The organism is Balneolaceae bacterium, assembly GCA_034521495.1.
GTDB lineage: Bacteria > Bacteroidota > Rhodothermia > Balneolales > Balneolaceae > Rhodohalobacter.
The window spans coordinates 42,967-63,963 of the sequence record JAXHMK010000014.1 but is presented as its reverse complement, the minus strand read 5'-3'; the positions used below and the strand labels follow the sequence as shown (position 1 = coordinate 63,963).

Annotated in this window: 19 protein-coding genes; 10 read left to right on the top strand and 9 right to left on the bottom strand. The window is 41.0% G+C overall.

Translation table 11 applies throughout. The annotated features are described in order from the left end of the window. Window positions 1-49: 49 nt before the first annotated feature. From U5K72_14305 to U5K72_14295, 3 genes are all read right to left on the bottom strand, one after another. Window positions 50-1,585, bottom strand: a complete 1,536-nt coding sequence (locus U5K72_14305; protein ID MDZ7719985.1) for a hypothetical protein — start codon at window positions 1,583-1,585, stop codon at window positions 50-52. A 70-nt stretch (window positions 1,586-1,655) separates the two neighbouring features. Next, window positions 1,656-3,845 carry an alpha-glucuronidase family glycosyl hydrolase gene (locus U5K72_14300; protein MDZ7719984.1) on the bottom strand — a complete coding sequence of 730 codons (2,190 nt, stop codon included), beginning with the start codon at window positions 3,843-3,845 and terminating at the stop codon, window positions 1,656-1,658. A 110-nt stretch (window positions 3,846-3,955) separates the two neighbouring features. Beyond that, window positions 3,956-4,456 (bottom strand): hypothetical protein, encoded by a 501-nt coding sequence (locus U5K72_14295; GenBank protein ID MDZ7719983.1) that lies wholly within the window; start codon window positions 4,454-4,456, stop codon window positions 3,956-3,958. A gap of 705 nt (window positions 4,457-5,161) precedes the next feature. Between U5K72_14295 and U5K72_14290 the strand changes: the two genes are divergently transcribed. Then, window positions 5,162-6,001, top strand: a complete 840-nt coding sequence (locus U5K72_14290; GenBank protein MDZ7719982.1) for a lytic murein transglycosylase — start codon at window positions 5,162-5,164, stop codon at window positions 5,999-6,001. A gap of 2 nt (window positions 6,002-6,003) precedes the next feature. Here the strand turns inward: U5K72_14290 and fni are convergent, their stop codons facing one another. Then, a complete protein-coding gene (gene fni, locus U5K72_14285) occupies window positions 6,004-7,041 on the bottom strand; it encodes a type 2 isopentenyl-diphosphate Delta-isomerase (protein ID MDZ7719981.1) in 1,038 nt (345 codons plus the stop codon). A 116-nt stretch (window positions 7,042-7,157) separates the two neighbouring features. On the opposite strand from fni, the gene U5K72_14280 reads away from it, so the two are divergent. After that, window positions 7,158-7,880: an SAM-dependent methyltransferase gene (locus U5K72_14280; protein MDZ7719980.1), complete on the top strand. Its 723-nt coding sequence runs from the start codon at window positions 7,158-7,160 to the stop codon at window positions 7,878-7,880. Between the two features lie 21 nt (window positions 7,881-7,901). Here the strand turns inward: U5K72_14280 and U5K72_14275 are convergent, their stop codons facing one another. Beyond that, window positions 7,902-8,477, bottom strand: a complete 576-nt coding sequence (locus tag U5K72_14275) for a sigma-70 family RNA polymerase sigma factor (protein MDZ7719979.1) — start codon at window positions 8,475-8,477, stop codon at window positions 7,902-7,904. Window positions 8,478-8,764: 287 nt separating this feature from the next. Here U5K72_14275 and U5K72_14270 point away from each other — a divergent pair, with 287 nt between their 5' ends. The 5 genes from U5K72_14270 (at window position 8,765) to U5K72_14250 (ending at window position 13,088) form a co-directional block, all read left to right on the top strand. Further along, the gene (locus U5K72_14270; protein ID MDZ7719978.1) at window positions 8,765-9,028 is read left to right on the top strand and encodes a hypothetical protein; all 264 of its coding nucleotides are present in this window, start codon (window positions 8,765-8,767) and stop codon (window positions 9,026-9,028) included. 13 nt (window positions 9,029-9,041) lie between these two features. Beyond that, a complete protein-coding gene (locus U5K72_14265; protein MDZ7719977.1) occupies window positions 9,042-9,275 on the top strand; it encodes a hypothetical protein in 234 nt (77 codons plus the stop codon). 46 nt (window positions 9,276-9,321) lie between these two features. Beyond that, window positions 9,322-9,588, top strand: coding sequence for a hypothetical protein (locus tag U5K72_14260; protein ID MDZ7719976.1), 267 nt, complete (start codon window positions 9,322-9,324; stop codon window positions 9,586-9,588). Between the two features lie 13 nt (window positions 9,589-9,601). Continuing rightward, the gene (locus tag U5K72_14255) at window positions 9,602-9,829 is read left to right on the top strand and encodes a hypothetical protein (GenBank protein ID MDZ7719975.1); all 228 of its coding nucleotides are present in this window, start codon (window positions 9,602-9,604) and stop codon (window positions 9,827-9,829) included. Between the two features lie 1,105 nt (window positions 9,830-10,934). Further along, window positions 10,935-13,088: a CHAT domain-containing tetratricopeptide repeat protein gene (locus tag U5K72_14250; GenBank protein MDZ7719974.1), complete on the top strand. Its 2,154-nt coding sequence runs from the start codon at window positions 10,935-10,937 to the stop codon at window positions 13,086-13,088. Here the strand turns inward: U5K72_14250 and U5K72_14245 are convergent. Together U5K72_14245 and U5K72_14240 are read right to left on the bottom strand one after the other, a co-directional pair. Then, complete coding sequence (locus U5K72_14245) at window positions 13,085-13,867, bottom strand: hypothetical protein (protein ID MDZ7719973.1); 783 nt, start codon at window positions 13,865-13,867, stop codon at window positions 13,085-13,087. The genes U5K72_14250 and U5K72_14245 overlap by 4 nt on opposite strands. 12 nt (window positions 13,868-13,879) lie before the next feature. Next, a complete protein-coding gene (locus U5K72_14240; protein MDZ7719972.1) occupies window positions 13,880-14,461 on the bottom strand; it encodes a response regulator in 582 nt (193 codons plus the stop codon). A gap of 221 nt (window positions 14,462-14,682) precedes the next feature. Between U5K72_14240 and U5K72_14235 the strand changes: the two genes are divergently transcribed. Both U5K72_14235 and U5K72_14230 read left to right on the top strand, forming a co-directional pair. Then, window positions 14,683-15,195 carry a CoA-binding protein gene (locus tag U5K72_14235; protein MDZ7719971.1) on the top strand — a complete coding sequence of 171 codons (513 nt, stop codon included), beginning with the start codon at window positions 14,683-14,685 and terminating at the stop codon, window positions 15,193-15,195. Window positions 15,196-15,546: 351 nt separating this feature from the next. Next, window positions 15,547-16,545, top strand: a complete 999-nt coding sequence (locus U5K72_14230) for a sulfite exporter TauE/SafE family protein (protein MDZ7719970.1) — start codon at window positions 15,547-15,549, stop codon at window positions 16,543-16,545. A 259-nt stretch (window positions 16,546-16,804) separates the two neighbouring features. Here the strand turns inward: U5K72_14230 and U5K72_14225 are convergent, their stop codons facing one another. Both U5K72_14225 and U5K72_14220 read right to left on the bottom strand, forming a co-directional pair. Next, window positions 16,805-17,611: a sulfite exporter TauE/SafE family protein gene (locus U5K72_14225; protein MDZ7719969.1), complete on the bottom strand. Its 807-nt coding sequence runs from the start codon at window positions 17,609-17,611 to the stop codon at window positions 16,805-16,807. A gap of 69 nt (window positions 17,612-17,680) precedes the next feature. Further along, the gene (locus U5K72_14220; protein MDZ7719968.1) at window positions 17,681-18,388 is read right to left on the bottom strand and encodes a PhzF family phenazine biosynthesis protein; all 708 of its coding nucleotides are present in this window, start codon (window positions 18,386-18,388) and stop codon (window positions 17,681-17,683) included. A gap of 142 nt (window positions 18,389-18,530) precedes the next feature. Between U5K72_14220 and U5K72_14215 the strand changes: the two genes are divergently transcribed. Next, window positions 18,531-20,930 (top strand): endonuclease MutS2, encoded by a 2,400-nt coding sequence (locus U5K72_14215; protein ID MDZ7719967.1) that lies wholly within the window; start codon window positions 18,531-18,533, stop codon window positions 20,928-20,930. The last annotated feature ends 67 nt before the right edge of the window (window positions 20,931-20,997 follow it).

The window sequence follows — 20,997 nt, the reverse complement described above, 5'->3', positions numbered from 1 at the left end:
CCAACAAATTGCAGTGCCGGACAACCCCGAAAGCTTTCGGGAGTACAAATCAATAAAACCTGCCTGTGTTGCTTACAAACGCAATTTTTTTACTATCGGGTGACCAGCTTGGTACGTTGATAGTTCCCTGTCCGCCGTACAAGTAAGCAATAATTTCTGGTTCACCTCCATCAACCGGCATCATGCGAAGAGTCACATTTTTGTAGAACGGGTGATCTCCTGAGGCCACATCTGTTCCGTAGCTGATGAACACCATCTTCTCACCATCGGGAGAGATATGTGGAAACCAGTCGTTAAAGTTCTCATCAAAGGTCAATTGAGTTTTATTGCTTCCATCCGCATCCATTCGCCAGATCTGCATGGTACCGGTTCGTTCGGAATTAAAGTAGATGTACTTTCCATCCGGTGAATATTCCGAGCCATCATCCAATGTTGGGGTGTCCGTTAGCTGCGTCTCTTCCATTGTATTCACATCGGCGGCGTAAATGTCATACTGACCGTTTCTGTTTCCCGTAAAAAGTACAGTTTGATTGTCGGGTGAAATTCCATGAAGATAAGACGCCCCCAAACCGGATTGCGTCACCTGTTTTGGATTGTCACTTCCTTCAACCGGAAGTGTATAAATCGTTGAGTTTCCATCATCTTCAGGATTATGATGACTAATCGCCAGCATAGTACCATCAAATGAGAGAACATGATCGTTGTTGTTGCTGGTCGCAAAGCCGGTGTTCAGATGCGTAATTTTGCCCTCATCAAGCCAGTAGTTATAGAGATAGCCATTGGAGTTAAAGATGAGGCGCTCGCCGTCTACGGTCCAGTTTGGAGCTTGTATAGAGTGCTCCGTTGTATGAAGCACTTTCTGAGTTCCCGATTCGATCTCCAGCACCTCTAAACGGCTTCCAAGGTATTGTTGATACTGAACAAGGTCAGACGGAGCGGGTTTTGTAATTCTTACATTTTTAAACACGGCCGTTTCCACAACATCCTCATTATGAGCACTGATATAAATTCCGGCAAAGAGTTCGTTATTCAACTCTACATCCGTAACCTCAACCGCTGTAAACGGCTCTCCCTTTTTGGCTGTTTTCATGATATAGGTTCCGTCAATCCGGGAAAGTTCAACTACATTTGGGAGGCTGTCAGATGACACACTTTCCAATGTTTCCGAGCCTTCTGTTTTTCGATATTGAAGTGATGTAAGCCCGTCTCCGTGAATGGCTGCATTTACCATTGCTGAATTCGAGCTCAGTGTATTCCGTACGGTCCATCCAATTTTTCGATGAGGATCAACTCCTTCACCAAGAAATTCAACTTCAGCCCGCAGAATAAAATCGCCTTGAACAGGTGTCCAAAGATACCTGAATTCATCGTTGTCAAACCACATATTCTCACCGGAACCGGTCAGAGTATATTCTCCCGTGCGTTCATCATATGAAACTTTACCTTCATGTTTTACATCCCCGATATCCAGTGTGTTTTCAAAGATTCCGAGGTTATTTGTTTCGTGTTCGTTAAGCGAGGCGGAGAATCCAATAACCAGGCTGATTAAAACGGGCAAAGAGTAGCGAAAAATGGGTGAAGACATAGTTTTTTTTATTTAGAAATTTTAGACAAACATTCTTATAAAAGCAGTATACAATTTTTGAACATTAAAATTAATCATACCTTGGAGACGGAATGTAAAGAGAGTCCTCAAGTGATCTATAATACTCCAGATTGTGATCCGGTTTTTCGTACTGATCGGGAATGGGCATATCAGAAAAGGTTTGAAAATAGAGCACACAGGAATCTCTCCATCTCACAGCATCTTTTTCTTGTATTTCGAGCAACGCCTTTACATGCTCAAACCGCTGCTGATCAATCAATCCTTCCATTAAATTCCACTGCTCCTGCATCCACCGAACCTGTTCCACACCTTTATAATATTTGTGAACCAGTTCCTCCCAAAGTGTCCGCCCTGAGTCCATCTCGTACTCCCAATCTGCATGATGAAACCACAGCAGGTAATCTTCGGGGGTTGTTTCAATATTGCTAAAGCGAGTTTCCAGGGGCTCATGATATTGCTCAACCGCGTTTGAGCCGGTTTCGGTGCGGTCAAATCCAATTCCCTCTTCATCCGCTTTGTGATAGTAAACAGCTGTCCAATCGGGGCGCGGCAGATCGGAAGTCCAGGGAGCGGGGCCGTAGTGATGGCCCTGCGCGTAAAGATGCGTCAATCCCAATGGGGATCGATAATTCACTCCTGCTTCGCGCGATTCCATCATTACTTCGCCAATCGGATTTAAAAATGATTCATTATTTGTGAATGTCATTCGCATCCACTCATCCGCAATCTCTTCCGCAGAAAGTGTATAGTCCCACGCTAAACGTCCGTAAGCATACCAGCTTGATTGCACAAACGGATGGCCTGTCCAGTTTCGGTAATTGCCAATATTAAGGACGCCTGCCATGCCCGTGTGTTCATAATCAAAAATCTCACCGGCTACAACCTTCCCAACGGTTGAGCCTTCTCCTTTTGCATAGGTATCTGAGTCGAGTGCTTCTTCAAATAAAGTCCCTTGATACGCCAGGTGATACGAAAATCCAAAATATTCTTGTGTGATCTGGAGTTCCAGCATGGTATTGGTTTCCTCCATCGCACCAAACAGCGGCGAAAACGGTTCGCGGGGCTGAAAATCGATCGGGCCGTTTTTTACCTGGAGAATCACATTATCTCTGAAATCGCCATCGAGCGGAACGAATTCATCATACGCTTCTCTGAACCGATCATTCTGCTCGGGACTGTATACAAACGCCCGCCAAATCACTACACCCCCATGGGGTTCTACTGCATCAGCCAACACGTTGGCTCCCTCGGCGTGATTTCGGCCGTAAGCAAATGGACCCGGCTGACCTTCGGAATCGGCTTTCACAAGAAATCCGCCAAAATCGGGGATCATCTCATAAATCTGATCAGCCTTGTCTGCCCACCATTGACGGACGTCAGGATCAAGCGGATCGGCAGTGTCCAACCCACCAACAGAGATCGGAGCCTGGTAATTGATTGATATAAAAACCTTAATTCCATACGGTCGAAATATATCCGCCAGAACCACCAGTTTTTCTAAAAACTGACCGGTTAACATTCGCGGATCGGCATTCACATTATTGACCGCTGTGGCATTAATTCCGATAGATGCATTCAGCCTGGCATAATCGGTATATCGCGGATCTTTGTATTCGGGCAGTGTCCCCCAATCCCAGATAGAGAGACCTGCGTACCCGCGTTCAACCAAACGGCTCAGGTTATCCCAATGGTTCACTGTCCTGTATTCAACCTTCGGTGCATTTTGTATGGAAATTTCTGAAATATCCTTATGAGTTTGAAGGTGCCGCAAAAGATCAAACACTCCATAAAGCAGGCCAATATCCCTATTTGCTGCAATGACCGTTGCACTATACCCATTCACATCGGTCTTTTTAATGAGATAACCCTCCTCTCCAACAGAGTCCAAATCCTCCTTCAAGTTCAGATTGGCAATTTCCTGCGAACTTTCAGGAGTACCAATAAAAACTGTTCCATGAACCTGAATATCATTGTGAAACGGAACGTTAATATCTAACAGGCCGGGAAGTGCTCTTTGAAGTTCATCCTGAATTGCCCCGGTTGTTTCTGAGTGTCCCCTTAATACAACAGCCTTCAGAGCTTCCTGATATTCTTTCAACAGGCTTTCATTCTCTACTTTTTCATATCTGAGCCACGCCCTGTAGCCATCTTCCGCTGTATGTTGAGCAGATAAAACAGCTGGAAAAAACAGAATAATCAGGATCAAAAATAATATCAGGAAAGAATTGGATGATCTCATAATGATAAAAAGTGAGTGAAATAATAGATCAGTTGATCAACTTTAATCAGTTTATAAAAAAAAAGCCTGATTCTACAACCAGGCTTTCACTTCATCGAAAACTTTCTTCCTCAATTTGAAATATTTACACGTATACCCGCTCCAATAACTAACTGCTCATCATCGTTTGGTATATCGCGTCCGATGATATACTTGACTTCTCCAAATGCTCTGCCAAAACCTAAACCTAATTCAATACCCCCACCGGCGTTTAATCCTGTAAATGTCTCAGATTCGGATACATCACCAACTGAAAATTTGGAGTAGAGAACGTTTAAGCCGGTCAGCGCATACAAACTTGCAGTTTCGTTATCCAATATCATTAAGTGGACGTTCGCATTTCCGTCAATCTGAGTGAGGTTGTCTTCCGGTTTAGAAAAGCCAACATCTCCGCCAATACGTAAAGGTAAATTCGGAATACTGTAGTATGCATTTACCTGGAAATTAAAATCTTCCGATTTACTACCGTATCCAACACCGCCTCCCGCTGTAATGGTTTGAGCTTTTACTGAAACAGCACTTAACAAGAACAATCCTAATGACAGAATAATCGTAAATTTTAATTTATTCATAACAACACTTCTTTGGGTTAGTTTTAATTATTCCTGAGGAATATGTAGATCAATTTTAAAAATTCAAAAAATATATTAGGAATACGTTTTCCATCTGATACTAAACCACTATATGTAACAATTTTTCATAGCTGTCCAAGACATTTAAAGAAAGAGAAGAAATCTATCTTTTTTATCTCTGAAAGAAGGTATTTATAAGATGGCAAAACCAAACCCCTGAATTGGGGTTTTCTAACACCTAATCATATTGATCAGCATTGTATCTGTTTAGCGATCAATAGATAAAAATCGAATCACTGGCAAAACCGGTGTGTCCCCTCGCCCCTCTCCCGCGTACATGTTTAGCGGTTTGAGTCAAACAACCTGACAGAGCACCGTGTTTTTCGGTTCCTGTCAGAGTTGTGGGATAAGGCATTCCCCTCGAAAACCGACCCACGCGACTCTGGCAGGAGCTATCGCACTCTGCCAGGACGCTAAACAGATGCTCTCCAGCGGGAGAGGGGCGAAGGGGTGAGGGCGAAACGATGAATGATCTTGAACCGAGCGTCTTTTCGCGCTAAATAAGTACTCCGCATTAGCTGATCAGGGAGAAACGTATTGGACAGGTGTAACAATTTTTATAAAATCTTACACAGTTTTTATTGATTTGAGACGGGTTTTTTAGTATCAATAGAGTAAAGAATATCTAAACACAGAGATGCTATTATGAACAATTATTCCTATAAAATTTTTGCAGTTGCTCTTTTTGCTCCTTTTTTAATGATTTCGACCTCTTTTGAAACAGACAGTTTGAATGAACAGCCATTATTAGAAACGACAGAGATCAGCACTAACCAGCAATACCATCAAACATATCCTGAACGACTCACATCTCTGATTGAATATTTTAAATCCAAAGACCTTGATTTACAATCGCATCTGGATCATCCGAAATTTGAGATTTATGACGGAATTGGCGACCGCTTTCGGAAATCGGCTGAACGAAAAATTGGAAGTCTCGAAGATTATCTTCGCGTACTTGGATATGAAGACAAAAAAGGAAGAATCGGGGATTTCATTAAAACTCACTACAACGCCCTTCAACAAGCCGAACAGACCTATAACATCCCCAAGTTCGTCATCGCAGCAATTATCGGCATAGAGTCAGATTTTGGGCAAAATATTGGAAGCTACAATCCTCTTAATGTGTATGTTTCCATGTACACCGAAGATTATCGTGCCGATTTTGCCAAAGCACAGTTAGAAGAGTTGTTGCTTTTTACAGAGCGTAATAATATTGATGTATTTGAACTGAAATCCAGTTATGCAGGTGCTATGTCTTATGGCCAGTTTATTCCCTACTCAATCAACCGTTGGTTTGTGGGAGATGATATTTTTGATATGGAGAACAACATCCATTCCATTGGAAATTACCTGGCTCATTTTCATGAAGTAACCGGATCTATTGAGGGGGCCGTGTACCGGTACAACCCAAGCAGCCTATACAGAGATGCCGTTTTAACATTGGCCGATGAGGCAGAGCAAGTGTACCGTGCATCTGATTGAAATTACTGACCTATCCCCTGTTTTTTCCTGTACAGATGATTGGTGTTTAGATCTTTAAAGGAGCTACATCCGAGAAGTGTGAGTATATACCGGGCCTGTTTTTGCCAACTCATGTAAAGGCTTTCCAGGGATTCGTATCCTCCATCCATAATCGCTTTAATAATGGGTTGAGCTGAAGCGGTAAAATCAGCTCCAAGTGCCATCGCTTTCACAATATCAAACGAACTTCTGATCCCGCCAGATGCAATTAACCCAAAAGAGTGTTCACGTTTCAATGGTTCGATTTGACGAATACAATCAACCGTGGGAATACCCCAGTCATCAAATTGGTGAAGAGGATCACCTTGATTGGAACGAAGATTTTCTACTCTTGACCAGCTTGTTCCTCCGGCCCCTGCTACATCAATCACAGAAACGCCGGCATCCAAAAGTCTTCTTGCAACTGCTTTTGAAATACCGGCACCCGTTTCCTTCACAATCACCGGACACTCAATGGCATGAACCAACTCCTCAATTCCCTTTTCAATTCCCTTAAAATTACGATCCCCTTCTTGCTGCATTAACTCCTGGAGTGGATTCAGATGTACAATTACGGCATCTGCTTCAATGCTGTCGATCATTCGCCGAATGTTTTTGTCCGGCAGTCCGCCGATTAACTGTGCCCCGCCAATATTCGCTGATATAAAAGCGGTGGGAGCGTGAGAACGCACGATTGTAAATGACTCTTCCTGCCCGGGGTCCTCGAGCATGACACGTTGGCTGCCAACACCAAATGGCAGATTCTCGTTTTCACAAAATTCGGCTATAACTGTATTTACCGCACCAGCTTCCGAATAGCCCCCCGTCATTGAAGAGATAAACAATGGGAATGAGAATTCCACCCCGAGTAACATCGACGAAAGTTGAATCTCATCACTATTGATTTCGGGTAACGCATTGTGGACAAAATCGTACTCTTCAAAACCAGTACTTTTTTTGTAATTCACATCATGATTAATACTCAATTCAACATGATCCTTCTTTCTTTCCTGAATGGTCATAATTTTGGAGATCAGTTTCTTATTTTAGCTTACTGAAAAAACGAGTTTTCCATTTGTGAATTCCTTGGTATAAATTCACATTTGTACAAATTATTAGTTTAATATATCCATTCCCTATGAGTTCTGTTGATAGATCAAAAAAACTATATTTACTGCCAACTCCTATTGCCAAAAGAAAAGAGAACCGGGTTCTACCTGAGCATACCATTCAAGTCTTACACAAGTTAGACTGTTTTATAGTCGAGAAGGCTCAAACCGCTCAAAGCTTTCTTCAATGGGCAAATCACCCGACACCTCTTCATGAAATTACTTTCCGGGTTTTAAACAAAAAAACACCAGACCAGGAAGTTGTCAGTTTTTTAAAGTTACTGGATCATCAATCAGTTGGGCTGATGTCAGAAGCCGGTGCTCCCGGAGTGGCCGATCCCGGTTCTCTACTCATCAAACTTGCTCATGAAAAGGGAATTCAGGTTGTGCCGATGGTTGGGCCATCCTCAATCTTATTAGCACTCATGGCTTCCGGACTGAATGGCCAGCAGTTTACATTCCATGGTTACTTGCCGATAGATAAATCCAAACGGATTAAAAAAATTGAAGAGCTCGAAAAAGACTCTTTAAAATCGGGTTATACTCATATATTTATGGAAACTCCTCATCGCAACAGCAATCTGTTCGATCTGTTAATCGGAAAACTCCGCCCTTCCACTAAATTATGCATAGCAGCAAATATCACCTCGAAGGAAGAATATATTTCAACCAAGAATGTCAATAAGTGGAAAAGTTCAAGAAAACCAAATCTTGAAAAGAAGCCCGTACTTTTTTTAATCAATGCCAAATAAAAGATCTGTCTTTAGGTAAGTTCACTCATCTTTAGTAGTATTTTTTACACACTCCCGTAACTTGTCTACCACTCTTGATTTTTTTGTTCGAAAATTGCCATGACTCATATTGAGCTTCTTGGCCACTTCTTTGTCATCCTCGTTAATGAATTTTAAAACCTGCAGAAAAAAAGTTCGCTTTCCTTTCTTTAATTTTTTGATACAGTACTCAAGGAGTTTTTCTTTTTCCTCTGAATAGATCGATCCCTCAATTTCATTACCCGACGAACCGATAACTCCCGAAAAGTATGAGTATTCGCTGGGTACTTCTACCTTATCTTTCCTCAAAATCATCAGGTACTCATTTCGGGCTGATCGAATCAGGTATCCAAAAACATCATTTATTTCAGAAATCGTCTCATTTACAATTTTTTTATAAACTTTTTCGAATGCCTGCTGTGCACAATCTTTTGCAGTTTCTTCATCTGCTTTCATTACGGTACTGAGATATAAAGCCATTCTCTTTATAAATATATATGAAATACGATTTACTTCAGACGTTTCAGCCGAAGTAATGAGCTCGTAAAATTCTTTACTCGAAATTTTATCTTGTTCCAAAAAAGCGATAACTATCTGATATTTATTGCCTTACAGAAAAAAATTTGTTTATAAAAATTGAATTGCAGAAAGTCAATGTATATGAATATATTTAAAAATAATTAATATTTATTGTATATAATTATCATATAAAAACTAATTCAAAATATAATCTAATTTCTATATTTATTCTGTAACAAACTGCTTGTTTGTGCATCCTACTAATGTATAGTACAACAAAATTTTAGCCTTAGAATGGCAAAAAACCAAAATAATTTTTATTACCACTAAACAAAACACACAACATTATGAAAACTTTACACAACCTCCGACTTCTTACTGCCACTGTCATCATCGCCCTGTTTGCCGGATGCGCCGGTATTACCGAGGCCAACCTCTCTGAGACCGCACCGGATGCACCTGCCGTATCAGTCGAATCAACTGTTCAAGCTGAGGAAGCTCCCGGCTATTTCCACGGCGGCGACCAGGAAGAAATGATTGACGTTGGACCTTCCAACGACTACAGAAACCGAGAATTAACCGCTCAACCATTCAAACAATTTCTAAACTAACATACATCTCATTATGAAAACTTTACACAACCTCCGACTTCTTACTGCCACTGTCATCATCGCCCTGTTTGCCGGATGCGCCGGTATTACCGAGGCCAACCTCTCTGAGACCAACGCCCCGGATGCATCTGCTGTATCGGCCGAATCACCTGTGCAATCTGCTGAAGCTCCCGGTTATTTCCACGGCGGAGACCAGGAAGAGATGATCGACCTTGAACCTTCCGACGACCACAGAAACCGGGAATAACCCGCTCAACCATTCAAACAATTTCTAAACTAACATACATCTCATTATGAAAACTTTACACAACCTCCGACTTCTTACTGCCACTGTCATCATCGCCCTGTTTGCCGGATGCGCCGGTATTACCGAGGCCAACCTCTCTGAGACCAACGCCCCGGATGCATCTGCTGTATCGGCCGAATCACCTGTGCAATCTGCTGAAGCTCCCGGTTATTTCCACGGCGGAGACCAGGAAGAGATGATCGACCTTGAACCTTCCGATGACCACATGAAACCGAAATTAACCGCTCAACCATTCAAACAATTTCTAAACTAACATACATCTCATTATGAAAACTTTACACAACCTCCGACTTCTTACTGCCACTGTCATCATCGCCCTGTTTGCCGGATGCGCCGGTATTACCGAGGCCAACCTCTCTGAGACCAACGCCCCGGATGCATCTGCTGTATCGGCCGAATCACCCGTGCAATCTGCTGAAGCTCCCGGTTATTTCCACGGCGGAGACCAGGAAGAGATGATTGACGTGAACCTTCTAATGACATATGAAAACTGAATCATCCTGAATCCAGAATAAATTCAAGAAGATTTAGTACATTTTAAAGTTTAGAATACAAACATTTCTTTATGAATTATGTACCGACGAATATTTATTTGTACTTACTTCATATTTATATCAATATCGCTTTATCCATTCAAAATATTTATTCAGCTACAAACTACAAGCATGAAGAGACGAGAACGATATACAATAATTGGCTAAATGTTCAAGAACAAACACAATTTGATACAACAGATACTAATTCTACTTTATATAATAGGCTCAGTGAGAATTATTATGAACTTTTATAAGACTACTAATAAAATAGCTTATTTAAACTTTGCTCTTCATGAAGCAGTAAGTGAAAAGAGAATTGAAATCATTTACAGACTTTCAAATCAAGAGAATGAATATGATCAGATGTTAATAGAACAATTAATATCTCAATGGAAATATAGTGATCAGATGATTTATTCAATCCGAGACTTTTCCGCATCAGATGATTTATACCTTTTCATGGTGCTTCACATTCCATGAGAATCTGAAAATCAAGCACGAAAACTTGCTTAGATCATTGGTTTGAAACATTAAGCACTAGTAAGATTATGAAGAATACACCTCTAAAAGCCAGTTTAAAAGCACAAGCTCTTGTTTTAGGTTATAATAAACTTGATGATTTTGATAAAGTATTTGAAGTTGGGAAATATTTAATTGAGTCAAATCCATTTCCTAGATTCTACTTTTACATTCAACTTATTTAATAGAATTGCTTTTTCAGCAAGAGCAACAGGATATTACTCTGACGCTTTAAAAATTTATGACGAAATATTATTACCACTTGCTCAAAGACTTGGTTTTGAAGAAAGATTACTAACAGTAAAAATGAGTTATGCTCTAACCCTATTCCGGATCGGTAATGTCAATGCTAGCACTAAATCAATTTGAAAATGTTTACTAACAAGATATTGAAAATTTAGATCCCAGGTATAGATCCGTACTCTTCAATAATCTTGCAGTAAGTTATCTAAATTCAGGACAATTTGATCAGTATGTACAGTTTCAACTTGAAGCGTTTGAAATTGCTCAGGAAGAAGAAAATTTTGATCAACAGTTAAATATCTTGCGCAATCTATATGTTTTCTACCGAAGACAAAACGAAACAAGTCTGGCGTTAAATTATCTTAATCAGGCACTTGAAATCTCACAAAAATATAACTTACCTGAGGAAACGGCCGGAGTTTTACTCTCATTAGGCGTTCATAAACGGGAAACTGAAAATTTACCCAATTTGGCGTTAGATCACTTTTATGATGCTCTTGAACTTTCTGAAAACTCAAATAACTATCAACGACATTTCAACAGCTACATCGAGCTGGGTGAGACATATCATGAGTTGAATAATCCAAGAGACTCCGAGAAATATTTTAAAGAGGCAATTGCCATCAGTGAATCCCGTGAGGATAACCGAAACTATTCTATGGCAATTGTTCGCTACAGTAATATGCTTACGGATAATCAACGATTAAGTGAAGCCGATACTCTGATGCAATCTATATCCGACAGCGACCTGGAAGAAATCCCCTTCAATCTGGAAGTGCTTGGAAAAAATGTAAAGATCAAACTCCTTAGTAATCGAGGAGAATTGGAAGAAGCTCTTGCATTTTCTTCAACTACAATTGAAGAAATATTTGATTGGCTGCAAGAGAGCGCAGACATGCAGACCGGGCATATGAGAATGGATGAGGAGTTTTCGGAAGCGTTTCAGCTACACACAGAACTGCTACGCCAACTTGGGAATTTCGAAGATGCAATTGCTGTAAACGGACGGCTCAGAAACCTTTCAAGAACTGGATTTTATAACAATCCGCTTTTAAAATCACAGATATTAAGCGAGGAAGAATTGATCAGAGATCATAACCTGAGCAACAGAATTGAAGATCTGAGAAGCAGATACGCAAATGCAACGGAAGAGCAAAAAATATATCTCGGAAATCAGTTAGCAAGTGCGAAGGCGGAGCGGAACAATTTGCTGAACCAAGCATTTCCAAACTACTCGACCAGTGATTTTGAAGAGATGCTGCCTCAAGCAAGGAATGAACTGAATTCAGATCAGATGATCATCTATTTTTCTGTATTTGAAGATCAAATATTTCAATACTTCATCACTACTCAACGTATAGAGATGAAAGTCTATCCCGCAGATGAGCAGATGGAGCTGCTTGAACGTGCGGTTCAAAGTTTTGGGCATGCTTCAACAGATCTGAACCTGTTACATGATGTTTACAGAAACTATTTTGCTGATAATATCCCCTCTGGAATTGAACATATCTATATGATCCCGGATGGAATATTTTACAGAATTCCTATAGAAATTCTGCCTGTAAACCCCGCAAATTCAAAGAATAGTTATGGTTCATCCACATATTTAATAGAAAACTACAGTGTTAGTTATCTCAACACATTATCTGATCTTTTAAATACGTCAGCACGTACTGATTTCAGCTTTGATTTGGCAGGCTTTGGTGTGAGTAATTTTTCGGAGGCCGGCCACCCCAATTTACCGGACCTCCCCTTCAGTCCACAGGAAGTTACAAGCAGTTCAGCTCAATTAGACAAGTTTAGAAATAAACAATTTTTTATAAACGACAGCAGTACGGAAAGCAATTTTAGAAATGTTGCCGGCAAAGCAAAAATCATCCACCTGGCAACACACAGTAAAGTGGATGATGAAAATCCGCTTTTTTCTTCTCTTTATATGTATTCTGGCAACAGTGTAAATGGAGAAGACAGCGTTGACAATAAAAATGACGGCATTGTTCATGCCTATGAGTTGTTCGACTTAAACCTCAATGCTGATTTGATCTTTTTGAGTTCCTGCGAATCCGGTTCCGGAGGATATTTGAAAGGATCCGGGATCCTGGGTTTTTCCAGAGCGTTTGCGTATGCAGGAGCTCAAAGTTTATCTATAAACCTTTGGCCGATACGGGATCAAACCGCTTCTGAAATTTCATCCGAATTTTATGCTTCACTTAATCAGGGAAATAACAAAGCTGAGGCACTCAGGGAGGCACGTATACATTATCTCAATAACTCTAATAGCGATCCCTACCTGTGGGGAGCTTTTATCATGTACGGCAACATTAGCCCTGCGGTAGATAACTATAAATATTTGATCCAGTTACTTTTGTCGGGCTTATTGATATCAGGGCTTGGCTTCATTGCAATTGCTGCATATCAAAGAAAAACCCTGATTAGATCCTGGATCTTTTTTTAACTGGCGGGAGGTTGTCTTAGTGATTCCAATTTGTTTTTAGCTACTCGGCTGAATGATCCGTCGAGTTCTATAACTCTCTCCATACTCTCAATTGCTTTTTCCCTCATACCAAGTTGCAATTGAGTATTAGCTAAGTACCAGGTTCCCTTCTCAAGATTCATCAATCCTATTCCATCAGTGCTGTTAATTGACTGAAAGGTTTGCAAAGCTTCTGAATAATTTTTGGAATTATATTGAATAGCTCCTTTAACCATTTTAAGGTCAATACTCTGCTCAGTTGTTAATTCAAGGGATGAGGCTTCATCGATTTGTGCATATGCGGCCTCAAGATTACCGCTTGTAGCCAGGCTTACCGCTTCCTGCAGATAATTTTCCAACATGGTTTGATTATCTGCTGACCGTTCAATTTCATATTCTATCATAGAAATTGGTTCGGCGTTTTGTGGCTGCTCTACACCGGTCATAAGATTAAAAAGTACAGCAAAACCGATAATAATAACCGTGGCAGCAACAAGATACGGTTTGAATCTTTCATATAATGTTGGAGCAGAACTCTCTTCGGCTTTCGGCATCGGAATAACGTTAGGTTCTGAATCATAAAGATGATCGAACTTGCCTTCTGCTCCCATTTTTTTCAGTGTAACGAGTGTTTGTAAATAATCGAGATCATCCGGACGAGCAATTAGCTGCGCCCATAGTTGATCGACTTCTTCGGCAGAGAGATTTCCATCCACAAAATCGTGGATTTTTTCTCTTATAGGTGTTAGATGGCTGGTCATTTCAGTAAAATTTTAACTTGTTTTTTGGGCCTGGTGCTTATTTATCTCCTGAATGATTCCTAACAGGTATGCCTTATCAAACGGCTTTTGAATATAGGCGTTCATTCTTGAGGATATACATCTATCACGAACATGATCGTAATCGTTCGTGGTTAGAGCGATAATGGGTGTATCATTATATTTCTTGAGTTTTCTGATCTTTTTTGCTGTTTCAAATCCATCAATTCCGCTTCCTAAATTAATATCCATCAAAATCAGGTCATACTCGCTCTTTTCAGCTTCTTTGATAGCTTTTTTACCGTTTTCAGCACTCACTATTTCAAATTCATTTTTTAGAAATATAGAAACGAGAAGACGAATTTGAGCACTGTCTTCCACGTGCAGAAGGCGTGGTTTTTCTTTTGATCTGTTTCTGGCATTGGGAGAAAAGAGAGACAAATTTCTCCTCGTATTCCTTCGCGAAGGGAACGTTTCATTTAAATCATGTGGATTCAAATGAAGCTCCTGAGATGTGGGAACATCCATGGAATGAGCTACAGATCCATCTATATAGTTGTATGAGAATGCATTAGGAAACAATACGCAAGTTTTCATATCAATAAAACTTCAGTTGCTGATCTTTATTTAAAACTCAAAAGCTACATTGATTGTCGCTTCTGTATATATGATGCCCGAACAACCGATTTGTTACAGTTTTTTTTATAGAATTACGCCGGAACAAAAAAATAACCTCTGTCGATTATGAATCTTCATTAAAACTGAAATTATTATGAGTACTTTTTATAGAAAGGAAACCTATAAATGGAGAGAAACAGATGTTAAAAAATGCCGCAGAAGCTTTTTTAAAGTTAAAGAGAGTCGCAATAGCAGGAGTTTCATCCAGTGGGGATGTGGCCGCAAACATTATATATAGAAATCTCAAGAAACATGGATACACAGTATATGCGGTTAATCCTAATTCCCGGATTGTAGAAGGAGATACCTGTTACCCATCTATTGCATCGGTTCCGGAAACACCCGATTGGGTTGTAATTGCCACTCATCCTGATGTCACTCCACTCATTATTGATGAATGTATTGAACAAAAAATCAAAAAGGTCTGGATTCACAAATCACTGGGGAATGGAAGCTATAACCCCGATGCAATTAAAAAAGCAGAAGATGCCGGTATCTCTTTAATTCCCGGAAGCTGCCCAATGATGTTTTTAAAACCAGTTGATCCTGTCCACAAGTGCATGAAATGGTTTTTTAAAATCAGTGGAAAAGAAGCTAACCCGGATTATGCACCAAGAAATTTGGTTGTGCACAAGGCGAAGAGGAAATGGTGACGGAAGGGTACCTGAGTACCCTGAGTAAAGCATTTCAACTTCAACGCAGTGCACGGACAAATTTCGTAGCCATTTGCCACAACACTCAAAATTGAGCTACCATCATTTTCCGATACATCTAATAATATCTGTAACTTAACTTCTATTTTATACTTTTTCGTGAATAATTCGGGTTAAACCAGTTGGCTTTACGAAATAGATTTATTAGACTTACGCCCATCATAAAGACTTATAATCATTTAAATATCAGGCGCACTAATCACTGCTCCGATTTGTTACTCACCTGTCATCCAACCCATTGCCTAAAATATCTTCGTCAACTCATTTCGCAAGCAATCTCTTACAGTACATATGACCTCATTTAAATTTCAACTGCGAATCTTCCTATCTCTGGCAATTTTACTGGTTCTCGGGTGGATCATTTTCATGACTACCACTCAAAACTGGTACCTTTTTAGAGATAACTGGTTTATGACTGTAACCATGATCTTAGGATCATTCGTTGCCGGTGCAAGTTCTGAAGGCGGGGGTGCCATTGCATACCCGGCAATGACACTTTTGTTCAACATTGGTCCCGATGTAGCGCGTAATTTCAGTTTTGCGATTCAAAGTTTTGGGATGACTTTCGCAGCGATCTGGATATTTCTGTCAAAAATAAAGATTGAAAAAAATTACCTGCTTATCGCAGGGATTGGCGGGGCCGCTGGAATCCTGTTCGGCTCCTATTATATCGTTCCTTTAATTACACCAAGTTATGCTAAGATGATGTTCGTTTCATTCTGGCTTAGTTTTGGGATGGCTCTTTGGGTTGTAAATTTCGTTCGGTCTCGTGATAGTAAAGATCATCTGCCTGTTTTAACTACTTACCAAAAAATTGAGTTATTGCTGATAGGAGTTCTTGGAGGGATCTTCAGTTCCGTATTTGGCAATGGAATTGATATCTGTACCTTTGCTTTTGTTGTGCTGAAATATGGCCTCTCTGAAAAGATAGCAACCCCCACCTCCGTTATTTTAATGGCTTCCAATGCAATTATTGGCACTTTGTTAAATGCATTTGTTTTAGAAACCATGCAGGCCGAGGCTATAAACTACCTGTTAGTATGCATTCCCGTTGTAATTTTTGGAGCTCCTTTAGGGGCATTTGTCATCAACCAAATTGGCAGAAAATCGATTGCAATAATTTTGATTACTATTATTGTCATTCAGTTTATAACAGCTCTTTTTATCATTCAGCCAAGCTTTTTGAATATTGCTTTTTCCCTGGGAATTTTCCTGTTGGGCCTTGTGGTGTTTTTCCTTCTCACAAATTTTAAACTTCCGAACAGAAAAAGAGATTCAACAGTCAGTTGATCAGAGGAGCTACCCTTATTTTTAAGATCTAAACTTATTTCATGAGGGCTTTACAAAGCCGTGGTTATTGGTCAATCTGAACTCGATTCAGATTCTCCATTCGTCTTTATAGCCAGTATCTGGAGATCCTGAATCCCCCGGAGGGATCCTGGGAAAGTTCAGGATGACGGTCAGAGTTTTGCAAAGCCTTCTTCATGTTTTAGGTTCTTTTTTTTCTTGATCCGCCAGTGGTCGGAGACTCTACAAAGAAACGAAAAAATCAGACGATGCTGCCAATCATCATGACGGCGATGATCAGAATCAAAAGAGAAAAGCAAATTTGTAATAGTTTTTGATCCAGAGTATGGCCAATTCTCACTCCTAAAAAGCCTCCTCCAAAAGCCCCGATAATCAATGGCAATCCCGATCCAAAATCAACATAACCAATTGTGTAAGGCGTTAATCCGTTGTGAACACCGGCAAAAAAAGCATACTGGAGCCATCCTGAGAGAGAGATGAATACAATCGCCAGGGATGAAATACTCACAGCTTTCGACAGCTTTAGTTTATAAACAAGGTTCATAATTGGCACGAGTACAATTCCTCCGCCAACTCCTGCCAAAGCCGCTATCACTCCCCCGAATACTCCAGCCACACCTGCCTTCGGTACACTAAATGAGTCTTTCGTAATTTGCAGCTTTCTGTCTGTTCGGCTCCTTTTGTAAAAGAGGACAGCTACGATTACCAGCAGTATTGAAAATAGCGACACAAAAACATCTTCAGTGTAATACGCAGAGGTGACGGTAATCTTACCAAGGTACACACCTAAACTTCCCAAAAGGCCCAGCAGAATTCCCTCCCTCCAATAAAAATTTCTCTCACTCCTTTGTTGAATAGAACTGCTAATAGATGCAATAAAGGTGCAAAATAGAGCCGTAGCAATGGTCCATGGTGTAGGATTTTCAAGCCCCGCTGAAGTGAATACCAAAAAAAGGATGGGAGTGAAAAGAATGCCGCCACCAATCCCGAAAAGACCGGCTAAGATGCCGGCAGTGATTCCAGCCAGTACTAATATCAAAAAGAACATTAGATATTAATCTCTCCGACCATATATGTTACAGCCGCTCCGCCAATTTCAACCCTGTTCTGTTTTTGATTACACATAATATTGCCACCTCTTTTGGATACCTGGCGAGCTGTTAAGAGCTGATTTCCCAAGGCGTTTTTCCCAAAATGGAGTCAACAATGTATGAGCCGATCCCGTTACCGGATCTTCGTAAATTCCCATCGACGGAGCAAAATATCGGCTCACAAAATCACAATCCTCTCCCTTTGCGGTAATGATGATTCCCCGAACCTCCATTCTTTCAAGCAAACTAAAATCTGGTTTTACGGATTGAACCGTATCCTCATCCTGTAGCAAAACAAGCATATCCCTGTTTACGCCGGTATAAAGTGGAATTGTACCTATAGCTTCGGGCAGTAACTTTGGGACCGGAATGGGTTCGGGGGGATTGGATGGAAAGTTCATCCAGTAGATGTTCTCTCTCTTCTCTACCGTCAGCTCTCCGCTTTTCGACTGAAAGACTACTCTCTTATTCTCAAAATTCAGATGGTCAAATAAAACATGAGCCGAAGCAAGCGTGGCATGTCCACAAATATCTACTTCCGTCTGAGGTGTAAACCATCGTATGGTATAATTTCCGTCCGGTTCTTCAACAAAAAAGGCGGTTTCAGAAAGATTGTTTTCGGCGGAAATATTTTGCATATCATCATCACTCAACCAACTTTCTAATGGAACAACGGCCGCAGGATTCCCGGAAAACACCTCATCTGTAAATGCATCTACCTGGTATAATTTCATAACGTCTCGGTTCTTCAGTTAATAATATTCAGATTTAAAGCTAATAGATAGCCATTGCAAGAATATGAATCAATCTTAAAATGGGGTAAGTCCTCCTCAACCTCATATTTATATTTCGTAAAAAGTTCACGACCTTTCGTACATGGATTCAGAAACAAGTATTGATACGAAAAAAGCTTACCAAAAACTTGGATTTGAAGCGGTTTTGGAGTCCGCTTTACAGCATACTTATACCCCTTATGGAAAAGAGTTTCTAAAAAATTTAAGTCCGGCCACAGATCCGGAAAGGGTTTCTGAAATTCTTGGATATGCTTCTGAATGGATGAAAATTCTTCAAAGCAGTTCAAATCATCCGCTTTCTGTGATTGAGGATACGACTGAAATTTTGAAAGCCAGCCGGATCAAAGAAAATACGCTGCCACTTGAGGATTTCCTGGTAGTGCTCGAAAATGCCCGGCTCGGCAGAACGATCAAGAATTTCTTTAAAGACCACGAGTTGGATCTTGAAAATCTGAAAAGTATTTCTGATCGGCTTGTCAATCACCAACCGGTGGAAAAGGCGATCCGGAAAGTGGTGACCGATAAGGGAGATCTGCGGGATGATGCCAGCAGTAAGCTGAAACAGATTCGCGGTCGCCTGAACCGGGAACGAAACCGGCTCAGAGATACCATTCATTCGGTGATGCGGCGAGTCTCAAAAAAAGGAATGACATCCGATGAAGGCCCAACTATTCGCAGCGGCCGCATGGTAATCCCTATCCAGGCGGAATTTAAGCGTAAGGTTGATGGCTTTATCCATGACGTCTCCTCCACCGGCCAAACCATCTATCTCGAACCGGTTGAAGCACTTCAGATCAACAACGAGATCCGGCAACTTGAAGCGGAAGAGCAGCGGGAAATTGAACGAATTCTTCGGGAATTAACAGCTGAAGTTGGAAAATATTCAGATACACTTGAGAGAAATATCCCCATTATTGCGCAGTTCGATGCTATTCATGCACGTGTAAAACTGGGGCTGAATCTTGACGGAAGTATCCCTGAGTTAAGCTCAGACGGACACCTGGATTTAATAGATGCGTTGAATCCCAACCTGGTGCTTAAAAATCTGTCGCTGAAGGAGCCCGAACCTGTCGTTCCTCTCAATCTTGAACTGAACCCGGATGAGCTGGCCCTGGTAATTACCGGACCCAATGCCGGTGGAAAATCTGTGGCGATGCGTACGGTTGGAATGCTGAATTTAATGCTACAAAGTGGTTTCCCGATCCCGGTTCAGCCGGATTCTGAAATCCCGGTCTTGAATGGTATTTATATTGATATCGGGGATGACCAATCGATCGAAAATGATCTGAGTACGTTTTCTTCACGCTTACAGTGGATGAGAAACACGCTGCAAAAACTCAAAAAGAACTCACTTGTTTTGATTGATGAGGCTGGCTCCGGGACCGATCCAGAGGAAGGGGGTGCGCTTTTCCAGGCGTTTGTTGAAAAAGTGATTGAAATGGGAGCTCGCGTGATTGTTACCACGCATCACGGATCACTCAAAGTGTTTGCACATGAGCACGAAAAAGTGGTGAACGGAGCGATGGAGTTTAACCAGGAGAACCTCACTCCCACCTATCGATTCAAAAAAGGATATCCCGGGAGCAGTTATGCGTTTGAGATTGCCGACCGCCTGAATCTGCCTAAAGAAGTGATGAACAAAGCCCGTGAACTTTTGGGTGAAAAACGAGATTCAATGGGCGATCTACTGATCAGTTTAGAGGAGAATATGCAGGAGTTTGAGCAGTTGAAACATGAGTATGAAAAGCGGCTCAGGTCAGTTGAAAAAAGAGAGAAAGACTACGAGAAGGATCAGAAGAACATCAAAAATAAGCGGAAGAAAATTATCGAAAAAGCGTATAAAGATGCTGAAGAGATCATGAAGGGGGCTAATCAACGAATTGAGAAGGCTGTTGAAAAAGTGGTGAGCGAGGGGCGCGAAAACAAAGAAAAAATTACCGAAGCCCGCCGCGATATTCTTGATGCCAAGAAAGAGATCGCCTCAGACAAGGAAGAGGTTGAGCAGGAGGAAAAACCTTATCGAAGCAAGGAGAAGCCGAAGGTGGGCGATCATGTACTCATTGAAGAGAGCAATACATCCGGCGAACTGGTTGAACTCTCCGGAAAGAAAGCTACGGTTTTGGTGAACGGTATGAAGATCAAATCGAACCTGAACAAGCTGGTGAAAACACGCCCTCCGAAAAAAGAGAAATCGATGAAAACACGATCTTATTCCATTTCCAAGGATACCGATCTTTCCGTGAGTCCCTCCCTGGACCTGCGCGGAAAACGCGGTGATGAGGCGATAAAAGAACTCACAAAATACCTGGATAATGCTCTCACCCGCGGAATGAGCCAGGTAGAAATTATTCACGGCAAGGGCGAAGGTATTCTACACAAGCTGGTTCATGAACACCTGGAGGAACGCTCTGAGGTGAAATCGTTTGAAATTGCTCCATGGGATAGTGGTGGGTCGGGTTGTACGGTTGTTCATTTGGATTGAAAGGCTGCGTTCCTTTAAACATGGTACGTCTTTGAAATAATTCGATTTGCAAGCTGTAAAATTCATC

Excerpts from the sequence above, each read along its gene's own strand:
- U5K72_14235 (MDZ7719971.1), top strand. The coding sequence starts at position 14,683 with ATGTTAAAAAATGCCGCAGAAGCTTTTTTAAAGTTAAAGAGAGTCGCA.
- U5K72_14220 (MDZ7719968.1), bottom strand. The coding sequence starts at position 18,388 with ATGAAATTATACCAGGTAGATGCATTTACAGATGAGGTGTTTTCCGGG.
- U5K72_14290 (MDZ7719982.1), top strand. The coding sequence starts at position 5,162 with ATGAACAATTATTCCTATAAAATTTTTGCAGTTGCTCTTTTTGCTCCT.
- U5K72_14270 (MDZ7719978.1), top strand. The coding sequence starts at position 8,765 with ATGAAAACTTTACACAACCTCCGACTTCTTACTGCCACTGTCATCATC.
- U5K72_14215 (MDZ7719967.1), top strand. The coding sequence starts at position 18,531 with ATGGATTCAGAAACAAGTATTGATACGAAAAAAGCTTACCAAAAACTT.
- U5K72_14305 (MDZ7719985.1), bottom strand. The coding sequence starts at position 1,585 with ATGTCTTCACCCATTTTTCGCTACTCTTTGCCCGTTTTAATCAGCCTG.
- U5K72_14225 (MDZ7719969.1), bottom strand. The coding sequence starts at position 17,611 with ATGTTCTTTTTGATATTAGTACTGGCTGGAATCACTGCCGGCATCTTA.
- U5K72_14260 (MDZ7719976.1), top strand. The coding sequence starts at position 9,322 with ATGAAAACTTTACACAACCTCCGACTTCTTACTGCCACTGTCATCATC.
- U5K72_14300 (MDZ7719984.1), bottom strand. The coding sequence starts at position 3,845 with ATGAGATCATCCAATTCTTTCCTGATATTATTTTTGATCCTGATTATT.
- U5K72_14230 (MDZ7719970.1), top strand. The coding sequence starts at position 15,547 with ATGACCTCATTTAAATTTCAACTGCGAATCTTCCTATCTCTGGCAATT.
- U5K72_14265 (MDZ7719977.1), top strand. The coding sequence starts at position 9,042 with ATGAAAACTTTACACAACCTCCGACTTCTTACTGCCACTGTCATCATC.
- U5K72_14295 (MDZ7719983.1), bottom strand. The coding sequence starts at position 4,456 with ATGAATAAATTAAAATTTACGATTATTCTGTCATTAGGATTGTTCTTG.
- fni (MDZ7719981.1), bottom strand. The coding sequence starts at position 7,041 with ATGACCATTCAGGAAAGAAAGAAGGATCATGTTGAATTGAGTATTAAT.
- U5K72_14240 (MDZ7719972.1), bottom strand. The coding sequence starts at position 14,461 with ATGAAAACTTGCGTATTGTTTCCTAATGCATTCTCATACAACTATATA.
- U5K72_14245 (MDZ7719973.1), bottom strand. The coding sequence starts at position 13,867 with ATGACCAGCCATCTAACACCTATAAGAGAAAAAATCCACGATTTTGTG.
- U5K72_14280 (MDZ7719980.1), top strand. The coding sequence starts at position 7,158 with ATGAGTTCTGTTGATAGATCAAAAAAACTATATTTACTGCCAACTCCT.
- U5K72_14255 (MDZ7719975.1), top strand. The coding sequence starts at position 9,602 with ATGAAAACTTTACACAACCTCCGACTTCTTACTGCCACTGTCATCATC.